Consider the following 12,887-nt stretch of genomic DNA (forward strand, 5'->3'; position numbering starts at 1 on the left):
GACATCGCCTACGTGGCCGACTGCATCCGCCGTGGCGCCGCACCCTTCCTCATGACCGGCATCGACACCGACCTGCTGCTCGCCGTGCTGCACGAGCGCGTGGCGCAGGCGCTCGATTCGGTGCGGCCGCTCGACGGCGCCGTGCTGCTCGACTGAGCTTCTTCGAATTTCCGATCCGACTTTTTCCATGACCGACCAGATCCTCGTTTCCAAGCCGATGCGCGATGCGCAGACCCTGACCCGCGCCGCCTTCGAGGTGCCCGCCGGTGCCTGCGACGCGCACGTGCACGTGTTCGGCCCCGAGGCACGCTACCCGCGCGTGCCCGCGCCGCACTACACGCTGCCCGACGGCGACCTGCCGCAACTGCGCGCCGCGCTCGGCGTGCTCGGCCTCGAGCGCTTCGTGATCGTGCAGCCCAGCTTCTACGGCACCGACAACCGCTGCATGCTCGATGCGCTCGACCTCGCGGGCGATGCCGCGCGCGGCGTCGCGATGGTCGAGGACGGCACCTCGGCGGAGGAGCTCGCCGCAATGCATGCGCGCGGCGTGCGCGCGCTGCGGCTCGACCTGTTCCTGCGCTCGGGCCTGCCCACGGCCGAGCTGCAACGCTTCATCGCACGCAGCGTGGAGCGCACGCGCGCGCTCGGCTGGCATGTCCAGTTCTACACGCCGGGCTGGGTGGTGCGCGACCTGATCCCGTTCCTGCCCGAGATCGAGAGCGACTTCGTGATCGACCACATGGGCTACATGCTCGAGAGCGACGGCCTCACGCGCGCCGACTTCGACCGCCTGCTGCGCGCGGTGCACGACGGCCGCGGCTGGTTCAAGCTCTCGGGCCCGTACCGGCTCGCCAAGGACGGCAACTACGAGCGGCTGCGGCCGCTCGCGCAGGCCATCGTGGAGGCGGTGCCCGAGCGCGTGATCTGGGGCAGCGACTGGCCGCACATTCCCGAGGGCGGGCGCGACACCGGCGAGCTGCTGAACCTGCTGGGCGACTGGATCCCCGATGCCGCCGCGCGCCGGCGCATCCTGGCCGACAACCCGGCGCGGCTGTTCGGGTTCTGAGACCATGGATGCCTCCACGATCGAAAGCGCGGCCATGCAACTGAACTGCATCCAGGAACTCGCCACCACCGGCGCGCGCGCGGTGGCCGGCTTCGTCCACGGCGGCACGCGCTACCTCGCGGTGCCGCAGCTGGCGCGCGACGTCGAGGGCCAGCCCGCGAAGATGACGCTGGGCGACAGCGACCTCGAGATGCCCGTCTACCGCTGGGAGGGCGGGCGCTTCGTGCCGCATGCCAGCCTGCCGGTGCCCGGCGGCGAGGACGCCGAGTTCTTCCGCATCGGCGAGCGCGCCTTCCTCGCCACCGCGAGCCTGCGCAGCGGGCGCGATCCCTACACCCTGGCCGTGCCGTCGACGATCTTCGAGCTGGTCGACGGCCGCTTCGAGCCCTTCCAGCGCATCGACGGCTTCGCGGCCAAGCAGTGGCACCACTTCGCGATCGGCGAGCGCCACTTCCTCGCGCTCGCGCAGGGCGTGACCCTGCCGGGCGAGCAGCCCGCGCGGCCGGTGTCGTCGTGCCTCCTCGAATGGGACGGCGCGCGCTTCGTGCCGTTCCAGGACGTGCCCTCGGCCTGGGGCTACAACTGGGCCTTCTTCGAGGTCGGCGGCGAGCGGTTGCTGGCCCATGCCGACCATGCCGTGCCCTCGCTGCTGCTGCGCTGGAACGGCGAGCGCTTCGAGCCGTTCCAGCAGCTCGATGGCCGCAGCGGCCGCGCCTTCTGCTTCTTCGAGACCCAGGGCCAGGCCTGGCTGGCCTTCGCCAACCTGCATGGCGACACGCTGCTGTACCGCTGGCAGGACGGCGGCTTCGCGGTCCACCAGGTGCTCGCGGGCCCAGGCGGGCGCGAGTTCGCCTGGCGCGGCGACGCCGAGGGCGGGCACCTGGTGCTCGTCAACTTCCTGCACGGCACGCGCGAGGCGCCGATCCCCGAGCTCGAGTCGATCGTGTTCCGCATGGACGACGGCCGGCTGGTCGAGGCCGCGCGCTTCGCGACCTCGGGCGGCACCGACGCGGCCTTCTTCGAGGCCGACGGCGCGCTGCATCTGGCGGTGGCCAACAGCCTGAGCGCCGCGGTGCGCTTCGCGACGCCCAGCCGCATCTACCGCGTCGACGGCCTCGGCGCCTCCATCACGGGCTGACCCGCCATGGCCACCTACGCACCCCACGAAAGCCCCGAGCTGGTCCGCCTGTTCGAGACCTACACGGCCGGGCCCACGAGCATCGGCGCCACGCTGAGCGCGCGCACCGCCGCGGCCAGCGCGCACGATCCGCTGATCGTCGCGACCAGCACCGACATCGTGCTGTTCCCCGGCGGCGGCCGGCCGCCCGAGATCGAGGGCTTCCGCATGTCGACGCGCGGCTTCAAGGAGCTCGCGGGCATCTCGCACCACGGGCCCGCGGTGGCCTCGCTGCTGCGGCTGCGTGAGCTCGATCCCGAGGGCGAGCTCTGGCGCGCCGAGACCCGACGCCTGATCGACAGCACGCGTGCCGCGCGCGCCGCCAACTCCGAGGCGCTGTGGCGCGACACCGTCGCGGTGCCCGCCTACCGAGGCCGCGAGGCGCGCATCGCGCAGCTGGTCGACTACTCGTGCGCGCTGACCGAGCGCTACCTCGAGCGCGCGCTGCGCGAGCCCGACAGCTTCACCGCCGCCGACATGCGCGAGCACTACATCGAGGCGCGCGGCGATGCCGTGGGTGCCACGGTGCCGATGAACGCCGTGATGATCGCCACCTTCTTCCTGGTCGGCATGGACACCGGCCACCGCGTGATCGGCTGGTTCGACCGCCATGCGATCGACTGGTCGCGCGCCATGGTGCTGATCGTCGGCCGCCAGGGCCGGCCCACGGCCGGCGTGACCTGGACCACCAACTCGGTCGCCGCCATGATCCTCGCGGCCTCGGGCCAGCGGCTCGCGCTCGACCGGCTCTACATCGCGCCGCACGGCCCGAGCTTCAAGGTGGCCGAGTTGCCTGACCTCGCGGCGGTGCGCGCCTTCGAGGAGCCGCTGCGTCAGATCTGGGCCCACACCCGCACGGTGAGCGAACTCGGGCCGCTGATGTACGAGGGCTATCCGCGCTTCGAGCCCGGCGCCGCGGGGCGGCCCCGCATCGACGCGCGGACGGAGTCGGTCGGCGAGATGCCCGCGATCGCGAGTCCCGACGACTGGTTCGCGCTCAACACGCGGCTGCGCGTGGTGCTCGAGGACCCGCGGCAACTGCTCTCGGGCTGCGTGGTCGACTACGCGGTCGACCAGTTGCGCGCCAACGGCAACCAGCCCGCGCGGCTGGTGGTGCCGGGGCTGGACAACGTGAGCTATCCACCGCTGGCGCCGCACGCCGGCGGTTGAGCGGACGTGGCGGCCGGTGACGGCACGCCGGAGGCGGGACGACAAAAGAAGAAGCGCCAGACAGCAGGCACGCCGGCGGCCGCGCCGCGTGCATTCGATCCATAGAAAAGAGAACGGAGACAAGACACCATGAGAAAGCTCGCAACCCTGTGGGGCGCCGCCCTCGCACTGACACTGGCCAGCGCCGGCGCGCAGGCGCAGTCCGGCGCCTGGCCCCAGCGCCCGATCCGGATCATCACGCCCACGCCGGCCGGCGTGGGCTCGGACGTGTTCGCGCGCGCCTATGCCGAGCGGCTCGGCCAGATGCTCAAGACACCGGTGGTGGTCGAGAACCGCCCCGGCGCGCTCGCGGCCATCGGCACCGACGCGGTCGCCAAGGCCGCGCCCGACGGCTACACCATCCTGTTCTCGACCAGCAACCCGTTCACCATGACGCCGTTCCTGCTGTCGAAGCTGCCCTACAACCCGCAGACCGACCTGGTGCCGGTCACGCAGGCGCTCAAGGGCGGCTCGTTCATCGTCGCCAACCCCTTGGTGCCGGCGAAGAACCTGGTGGAACTGGTGGCGCTCGCGAAGAAGGACCCGGGCCGCGTGAGCTTCGCCTCCTACGGTTCGGGCAGCACCGCGCACCTGGGCTTCGAGCTGCTGCAGGACGCCGCGGGCATCGAGCTGCTGCACGTGCCCTACAAGCAGAGCGCCATGCCCGACGTGATCGCGGGCCAGGTGATGCTGGGCTTCGAGCCGCCGATCTCGGCGCTGCCCAACATCCGCGCGGGCCGCGTCAAGCCCATCGCCTACACCGGCAGCCAGCGCAGCGCCGCGCTGCCCGACGTGCCCACGCTGGCCGAACGTTATCCGGGCCTGGAGGTGTTCACCTGGCTCGGCTTCTGGCTGCCCGCGAAGACGCCGCCCGAGATCGTCGACCGCTTCAACCGCGAGATCCGCGCGGCCACGCAGTCGCCCGAGATGCAGCGGCTGATCGCCGAGGCCGGGCTCGAGCCGATGGGCACCACGCCCGAGGAGACGCGCGCCATCGTGCGTCGCGAGGCCGAGGCGATGGGCAAGCTCATCAAGGCCAAGAACATCCGCATCGACTGAGCGCCGGGGCCGGGCTTCGCCCGCGCCACCTCGCACCCTTTTCCATTTCGACCGCGCCGCGCCGGCCCGAGGGCCGCAGCGCCGGCTTTCGCTCGCCCATTTTTCGGAAGACACCCATGCGCAACATCCCCTTCGCGTTCCGCGCCGTCCTGACCGCCCTGTTCCTTTCGTCCCTGCCGCTGCTCTCGCAGGCCCAGTCGAGCGTGCAGGTCTTCGGCACCGTCGACCTCAACTTCACCTACAGCAAGGCCGGCGGCAAGAGCGTGCGCGCCATGGACCAGGGCGGCAACATCTTCCCGAGCCGGCTGGGCTTTCGCGGCAGCGAGGACCTGGGCGGCGGGCTGGTCGCGAGCTTCTGGCTCGAGTCGGCGCTGCTGCCCGACACCGGCGAGTACCAGGGCGTCTACTGGCACCGGCGTTCCACGATGAGCCTGTCGAGCCGCACCTGGGGCGAGCTGCGGCTGGGCCGCGACTACGTGCCCACCTTCTGGAACGTCTCGCAGTTCTCGCCTTTCGGCACGGTGGGCGTGGGCGGCTCGGCCGCGATGGTCGAGGGCTGGCCCATGGGCCTGGGCGGCGCGCGCACGCTGGTGCGGGTCGACAACTCGGTCGGCTACTTCCTGCCGCGCGACCTCGGCGGCTTCTACGGCCAGGCGATGTACGCGATGCCCGAGGGCGCGGAAGGCATGCGCTATGCCGGCGCGCGCCTGGGCTATGCCAACGGTCCGCTCGACATCGCGGCCGCCTATGGCCGCACGCCGGTGGCCAACGGGCAGGTCTACCGCACCGCGACCATGGGCGGCACCTACGACTTCGGGCCGGTGAAGCTCTACGCCAACTACCACCGCCACCAGACGTACAACGACCGCCAGGTGCACGTGATGGTGGGCGCGAGCATGCCGGTGGGCCCGGGTGTCATCAAGGTGTCGGCCGCGCGTGCCAATCGCAGCGGCCCCGGCCTCGATGCCGACGACGCGACCCAGTTCGCGGTCGGCTACGTGCACTGGCTCAGCAAGCGCACGGCGGTCTACACGGCCTATTCGCGCATCCGCAACCGCGGCAACGCGGCCTACGTGGTGGCCGATTCCTCGCCGGCCGGCTCGCCGGGCATGCCCTCGAGCGGGCTGCAGTTCGGCATCTCGCACAACTTCTGAGACCCTTGCGTGACGCCTCCCATAGTCCATTTGCGCTAGACCGTATTGCGAATAGGCGGGGGTAGGGGCCGTCCCTAGACTTTCCCCACGAGGCCAGAACGGCGCGCACTTCCGCGGCGTCGATGCCCGCCAAGGCGGGCATGCCGGCCGCGCGCGGGGGTCCAATGGCGAGGTTTTCGAGAATGGGATGGGCGCTGGGATGGGCCGGCGTGGTGCTGCTGACGCAGCTGTCGCCGGCGCAGGCGCAGGAAGGCCCGAGCGCCGAGGCCGCGGCCAGCAAGATGGAGCAGGCCCGGCTCGCCGACACCGACACGCTGCTGGCGCTGACCAGCGAAGGCGCGGTGCTCTACGGCCAGGACAACGTCAAGCTCTCGGGCTACCAGTACTGCAGCCAGGCGGTGGCGCTGGCCGAGTCGGGCGAGTTCCGCCAGAGCGTGCGCGCCGCGAGCAAGGCGCTGCACCTGGCCAACACCACCAACGACCCGAACCTGCGCGCCATGGCCAACCGCGACCTGGCCATCGTCTACAGCTACTCGGGCCAACTCGAGAAGGCCGAGCAGTTCGCCCGCGAGGCGCTCAAGAGCGAGGCGCGCGATCCCAAGCTGGTGGTGGGGCCGTCGCAGAAGGTGATCGGCGACGTGCGCACGCGCCGCGGCGACTACGAGGGCGCGATCCTCAGCTACGACGAGGCGCTGGCCAACAGCTCGCCGCGCTATGCGCCGCTGGTGCAGGCCTCGCTGGTCAATGCGCTGATCGAATCGGGCACGCCGGCCAACACGCAGCGCGCGCGCGAGCTGTTCGGCACGCTGCCGCAACCGAAGGACGCACCGCTGGCCGCGCAGCTCGACCGCACGCGCGCCCGGCTGCTGTTGGCCGAGAACAAGCCCGCCGAGGCGCGCGACCTCTACCGCGCGCTGGCCGCGCGGCAGGTCGGCGCCGACAGCGGCTACTACCAGCTCTGGGCCTGGGACGGCGTGGCGCGCAGCGAGGTGGCGCTGGGCCAGAAGCAGGCCGCGGCCGAGGCCGTGGGCCGCGCGCTCGAGGGCGTGGACAAGGTGCGTGCGAAGTTCCGCAGCGAAGAATTCAAGATGGGACTGTTCTCCGACCTGCAGTCGGTGTTCGAGCGCGGCGTGTCCATCTACAGCGACGCGGGCGACAGCGCCCGCGCCTTCGAGGTCAGCGAGCACAGCCGTTCGCGCGCGCTGCTCGACGCGGTGCGCGGGCGCGCCAAGCTCAGCGAGCAGGCCTCGGCCACGGTGGACCTCGCGACGCTGCAGCGCACGCTGGCGCCCGACGAGCGCGTGGTGCAGTTCCATTCGCTGCCCGACCGGCTGATGGTGTGGGTGGTGAGCCCCGCGGGCATCGAGAGCAAGACGATCCCGGTCAAGCGCGAGGAGCTGACTGAGCTGGTCGAGACTTTCCGCAACACCATCGTGCGCGGCCGCCGCACCGCGATCACCAACGCCGACAAGCTCGGTGCCGCGCTGCTCGGCCCGCTGAACCTGCAGGCCGGCCAGCGGCTGGTGATCGTGCCGCACGGCCCGCTGCATTACCTGCCGTTCCAGGCACTGCGGCTCAATGGCCGCTACGTGATCGAGACGCACCCGGTGGCGGTGGCGCCCTCGATCAGCATCGCGGTGCAGCTCGCGCAGCGCACGCCGCGCGTGAACGCCACGCTCACGGCCTTCGGCAATCCGCGCATCGAGGACAAGTACGACCTGCCGGGTGCCGAGAGCGAGGTCAAGCAGCTCGCGCAGTACTTCCCGAGCAACAGCGTCTACATGGGCGCGGCCGCGACCAAGACGCAGTTCCGCGACGTGGCGGCGCGCTCGCCGCTGATGCACGTGGCGGCGCATGCGGAGGCCGACGAGGTCGATCCGCTGTACTCGCGCATCCTGCTGGCCAACGAGGGCGGCAAGCAGAATTTCCTCGAGGCGCACGAGATCCTCGAGATGCCGATGCAGGGCACGGCCCTGGTGACGCTGTCGGCCTGCGAGTCGGGCCTGGGCCGCATCGCGCAGGGCGACGAGGTGCTGGGTTTCACGCGTTCCTTCCTCTCCGCGGGCAGCTCGAGCCTGATCGCCTCGCTGTGGCCGGTGTCGGACGACGCGACGGCGGTGCTGATGAGCACGCTCTACGGCGAACTCGCGAAGGGCCGCGACCTGCAGAAGGCAATGCAGGCGGGGCAGCTCGCGGTGCTCAAGGATCCCAAGATGTCGCATCCCTTCTTCTGGGCGCCGTTCAATCTGATCGGCAACTGGCGTCTGACCGTTGGGAGTTGAGATGTCTCGTGTTGCTCTCTTGCATTGCTGTTCGGGGCGGGCTCACGCCGACGGGGTACTCCCCTCCGCGAATGTCCCCCGGCCTTCGGCCTCCTCCTTTATTTCGCTGCGGGGAGTACCCCATCGACGTGAGCCTGGACGCGGCCGTAGAACCGGCTGCACAACGACTGCGCCCACGTGCACAGGGCAGTGGGTGCTTCCCGTAGCGAAATCAAGGAGGAGCCCGAAGGGCGGGGGACATTCGCGGAGGGAAGTACCCGCTGTCCTGTGCACGCGCCCCGAACGAACCGACCCCCAAAAACACCAGCAACCCGCAAGAAACAACGCGGTGGAGCCCTGAAATGCGCGCCCTTCAACGCTCTACACCGATCGCCCTCGCCGTCTCCGCCCTGTTCGGCGCCGCCTTGCTCGTGGCCGCCCAGCGTGCCCATGCCAACGAGGCCGAGGAAACCGCGCTGCTGCCCACGCAGGACCCTTGCGGCAGTTGCAACCGACCCATGGCCCAGGCCACCGGCGGTGTCGCGCCGCAGACTTTGCCAGCACCGTCGCGCAACACCTCCGCCACCGGTGCCTTCAAGCTCAACGACCTGCGCCTCAATGGCGTGAAGGCGCTGAGCAACGAGGAACTGCAGTCGATCACCACGCCCTACATCGGCCGCGACGTCACGCTGGCCGACCTCGAGGAACTCGCGAAGGCGATCACCGCGCGCTACAAGGAGCGCGGCTACTTCCTCGCGCAGGCCGTGGTGCCCGTGCAGACCGTGCGCGACGGCATCGTCGAGATCAGCGTGATCGAGGGCCGGCTGGGCCGCGTCGATGTGCTGGTGGCGCCCGAAGCACCGATCGCCGAAGCACGCGTGCGCGGCTTCCTCGCGCCGTTGCAGCCGGGCGAGGCCGTCAACGCGCCCGCCTACGAGCGCGCCATGCTGCTGCTGTCGGACCAGCCCGGCGTCAAGGTCTCGTCGGCCTTGCAGGAGGGCACGCAGCCCGGCACCACCGATCTGTCGGTCGAGGTCGCGGCCGCGCCGCGCTGGGCCTTCACCGCCGAGGGCGACAACCATGGCACCAAGGAATCGGGCCGCTACCGGCTCGGCGGCACCGTGCGCTGGCTCAGCCCCTTCGGCATCGGCGACAACCTCGATGCGCGCGTCATGGTGTCCGACAGCAATGCGCTGCAATACGGCCGCATCGCCTACGAGGCACCGATCGGCACCAGCGGCCTGCGCGCCGGCATGGGCCTGGCGCGCGTGAGCTACGACCTCGGCGGCCAGTTCTCCGACCTCGACGCGCAGGGCCGCGCCGACGTGCTTGATTTTTCGCTCAACTATCCGCTGATCCGCCAGCGCCAGCAGAACCTGTTCCTGCGGCTGACCGCCGACCTCAAGGACCTCAAGGACGAGATCCGCGTCGTCGACTACGACGTCAAGAAGCGCGTGCGCGGCATCGGCCTGGGCTGGGCCTGGGAGCGGCGCGACGACGTCTTCGGCGGCGGCTACTGGGCCAGCACCGGCACGCTCTACCACGGCTCGCTGTCGATCCGCGACCCGCAGACCCTCGCGGCCGACCAGGCCTTCGGCGGCCGCCACACCGAGGGCGGCTTCACCAAGATGAGCTTCCAGCTCTCGCGGCTGCAATCGATCGTGCCGCGCCATTCGTTGTACCTCGCCATCGGCGGCCAGTGGGCCAGCAAGAACCTCGATGCTTCGGAGAAGCTCGCGCTCGGCGGCGCGCGCGCCGTGCGTGCCTACCCCTCGGGCGAACTGCTGGCCGACCAGGGCGTGATCGGCACCGTCGAATGGCGCTGGTCGGTCAACGAGGAGTTCACGCCCTTCGTGTTCTACGACGCGGCGCGCGGCAAGCTCGCGCGCCGTCCCTCGCCCTTCGACGGCGAGAACTCGCACAGCCTGCGCGGCTACGGCATCGGCATGAGCTGGTCGCGCCCCGGCAATTTCTCGATCAATGCGACGCTGGCCTGGCGTGACGGCACACCGCGGGCACAGACCGACGGCGGCGGCCACAACCCGCGGCTGTACGTCCAGGTTCAAAAGGCGTTCTGACCATGAAGCAACGCACGTCTCCTCTTCTTCGCGCCACCACGCGCCGCCTGCGGCTGCGGCCGGTCGCGTTCTCGCTGATCTGCGCGGGCGCCGTGCCCGCGATGGCGCAGGTGCTGCCCACGGGCTTCCTGCCCTCGGCGCTGCCGGGCAACGTGGTCTCGATGACCCAGGCCGGCAACATCATGAGCATCGTGCAAGGCAGCCAGCGCGGCATCGTCAACTGGACCACGTTCTCGATCGGCGCCAAGAACATCGTCAACATCCAGCAGCCCAATGCCTCGGCGATCCTGCTCAACCGCGTCACCGGCAACGAGCTCTCGACCATCGCGGGCCAGCTCAACGCCAACGGCCGCGTGTTCCTCATCAACCCGAACGGCGTGATGTTCGGTTCCGGTGCCAGCGTCAACGTCGGCGGCCTCGTGGCCTCGACACTGGGCCTGACCACCAGCGACGCGAACTTCCTCGGTGGCACGACCAACTTCAGCTTCGAGCGGCTGAACGCCAATGCCAAGACGGTGGTGAACGAAGGCGGCATCACGGCCACCGGCGGCCCCGTCGTGCTGATGGGCGCGGGCGTGAGCAACACCGGCACCATCACGGCCGACGGCCAGACCGTGGCGCTGGTCTCGGGCCGCAAGATCACCTTCGACCTCGCGGGCGACGGCCTCACCAACATCGCGATCGCGTCCGACTCGATGGCGACCAACGCCTCGGTCGGCAACACGGGCACCGTGCAGGCCGACGGCGGCAAGGTCGTGATGGTGGGCCAGTCGACCACCCTCGGCGAGCTGGTGGTGAACCAGGCCGGCGTGGTGCGCGCGCGTTCGCTCGGCACGAAGAACGGCGAGATCGTGCTCGGCGGCGGCGCCGACAACGAGGTGCGCGTGGGCGGCACGCTCGATGCGACCTCCACCGGCACGGCGGTCGGTGGCCGCATCTCGGTGGCCGCGGGCAATGTGCGCGTGATGGATGGCGCGCTGGTCGACGCGAGCGGCGATGCAGGCGGGGGTTCGGTGCAGCTCAAGGCGTTGAGCGGGTTGTCGATCGCATCGGCGCCGCCCGCCGCGCTGCTGGGATCGGGTGCCGTGGTGCGTGCCGATGGCCGCACCGGCAATGCCGCGGGGGGCGAGATCCGCATCGAGCAAGCCAGCTACGCCTCGCTGCCGGGCACCGGCAGCGAGGCACCGCCGGCCACCCGGCTCGGCCTGCACCTGTCGGGCACGCTGTCGGCCAAGGGGGCGGGCTCGGGCGCGGGCGGCAACATCAGCACCAGCGCCGATGCGATCCAGGTCGGCAACGACCTCGCGCTGTCGGCCGCGGGCGGTGCGAACGGTGGCGCCAACGGCAAGTGGACGCTGAATTCCAACAAGCAGATCGTGGTGACGCCCGAGGCGCCGAACTACGACCCCGGCAGCTTTCCCAGCGCCGGCGGCATGGCCTCGAGCCCGATCAGCTCGCAGGCACTGGGCCGCGCGCTCGGCCAGGGCACCGACGTCACGCTCGCGAGCAACGCGGCCAATGCCGAGGGCGGGCAGGAGCGCTTCGGCGTGCTGTTCGATACCGCGGCCCAGGTGGTCAAGAGCGAGGGCGGCACCGCCTCGCTGCGCGTGGATTCGGCCACCGGCATCGCGATGCTCGACCGTTCGACCCTCCAGTCGACGAGCGGCGCGTTGAACGTGGACTTCAATGTCGATGCCAACGGCACGGTGCCGGGGGCCGGCAACACCCCGATCGTGACCTCCGAAGGCGAGGGGGCCGCGCAGATCCAGATGACGAACGCGCGCATCGAGACCAACGGCGGCAACGTGCGCTTCTACGGGCAGGGCGATGCCGCCAACGGCCGCGCCATCGGCTATGCCTCCGAGTTCGGCGATTCGGGCGTGGGCGCCGGCATCGAGTTGCGCAACAGCCGCATCTCGACCTGCGGCGTCGATGCCGCCAGCTGCACCGAGGGCGGTGTCATCAACCTGCGCGGCGAGGGCCGCACGCTGTTTTCGAGCTCCACGCTCAACGGCAGCTCGGGCGTGCTGATCTCCAGCTCCGAGCTGATCACCGGCAGCGGCGCCATCACCGTCGACGGTGTCGGCGGGCTGGCCGCCAAGGGCGTGGAGATCGGGCGCGAGGCCGGCAGCGTCCCGGGCCCTCGCAGCCGCATCGCCTCCACCGGCGGGGACATCGTGCTGCGCGGCAGCACGCGCGGATGGACCACCGGCGATGCCGTGGGGCGGCTGCGCTTCAACGTCGCGGGCGCGGGCGTGCAGGCCAACGGCGTCGACATCGCCACCGGCGGCAACGTGCGTGTGGAAGGCCAGGGCGCCGACCTCGGAACGCTGCTGGGCACCGACGAATTCGCCAAGCTCTCGGCCTCGGCCACCATCAATGCCTCGCACGGCGTGCTGATCGGCGATACCGGCATCACCGCCGGCCAGGGGCGGCGCATCGACATCGTCGGCACCGCCGGCAGCGCGGGCGTGACCTACGACTTCAACGGCGTGCCGACCCCGCCACCGGCCGGCATCGACGAAGGCGTCACGCCTGCGGCGGTGTGGATCCGTGCCAGCGGCGCCGGCCAGGGCCTGCGTGCCGAGGGCGGCCAGATCAACATCGTCGGCGGCAACGGCGACGTGCTGCTGCAGCGCGGCGCCCAGCCCGATGCGCTGCTGAGCACCGCGAGCGGTACCGTGGCCGGCGGCTCCATCGCCGTCACCGGCCGCAACATCTACGGCGGCGGCCTCGCGGGCGCCACCGGCACGCTGGCCGATGCGAGCGGCGCGGGCACCGGCGGCGACATCCGCTTCGAATCGACGGTGAGCGACAAGACCGGCGGCATGCTCGCGCTGGCCACCGGCATGGGCTTGCTCGCGGACAGCGCCTCGGCCAGCG

8 protein-coding genes are annotated in these 12,887 nt (G+C 70.9%); all 8 read left to right on the top strand.

The window, feature by feature from the left end; all coding sequences use genetic code 11:
- Nucleotides 1–187 precede the first annotated feature (187 nt).
- Nucleotides 188–1,066 carry an amidohydrolase family protein gene (locus AC27VN_RS17490; RefSeq protein ID WP_093350769.1) on the top strand — a complete coding sequence of 293 codons (879 nt, stop codon included), beginning with the start codon at nucleotides 188–190 and terminating at the stop codon, nucleotides 1,064–1,066.
- Between the two features lie 4 nt (nucleotides 1,067–1,070).
- Entirely contained in the window at nucleotides 1,071–2,204 is a 1,134-nt protein-coding gene (locus AC27VN_RS17495; RefSeq protein ID WP_490877330.1) for a hypothetical protein, read from the top strand.
- Between the two features lie 6 nt (nucleotides 2,205–2,210).
- On the top strand, nucleotides 2,211–3,413 hold the full coding sequence (locus AC27VN_RS17500) for a DUF5624 domain-containing protein (protein ID WP_490877331.1): 1,203 nt from the start codon (nucleotides 2,211–2,213) through the stop codon (nucleotides 3,411–3,413).
- Nucleotides 3,414–3,542: 129 nt separating this feature from the next.
- Nucleotides 3,543–4,511 (top strand): Bug family tripartite tricarboxylate transporter substrate binding protein, encoded by a 969-nt coding sequence (locus AC27VN_RS17505; protein WP_490877332.1) that lies wholly within the window; start codon nucleotides 3,543–3,545, stop codon nucleotides 4,509–4,511.
- A 116-nt stretch (nucleotides 4,512–4,627) separates the two neighbouring features.
- Entirely contained in the window at nucleotides 4,628–5,665 is a 1,038-nt protein-coding gene (locus tag AC27VN_RS17510; protein ID WP_490877333.1) for a porin, read from the top strand.
- 182 nt (nucleotides 5,666–5,847) lie between these two features.
- On the top strand, nucleotides 5,848–7,947 hold the full coding sequence (locus AC27VN_RS17515; protein ID WP_490877334.1) for a CHAT domain-containing protein: 2,100 nt from the start codon (nucleotides 5,848–5,850) through the stop codon (nucleotides 7,945–7,947).
- Nucleotides 7,948–8,288: 341 nt separating this feature from the next.
- Nucleotides 8,289–10,004, top strand: a complete 1,716-nt coding sequence (locus AC27VN_RS17520; protein WP_490877335.1) for a ShlB/FhaC/HecB family hemolysin secretion/activation protein — start codon at nucleotides 8,289–8,291, stop codon at nucleotides 10,002–10,004.
- Nucleotides 10,005–10,006: 2 nt separating this feature from the next.
- The coding region (locus tag AC27VN_RS17525) for a two-partner secretion domain-containing protein (RefSeq protein WP_490877336.1) at nucleotides 10,007–12,887 on the top strand (2,881 nt) is incomplete at its 3' end.

The sequence above is a fragment of the Variovorax sp. 20P10.2.4 genome, from assembly GCF_058244205.1.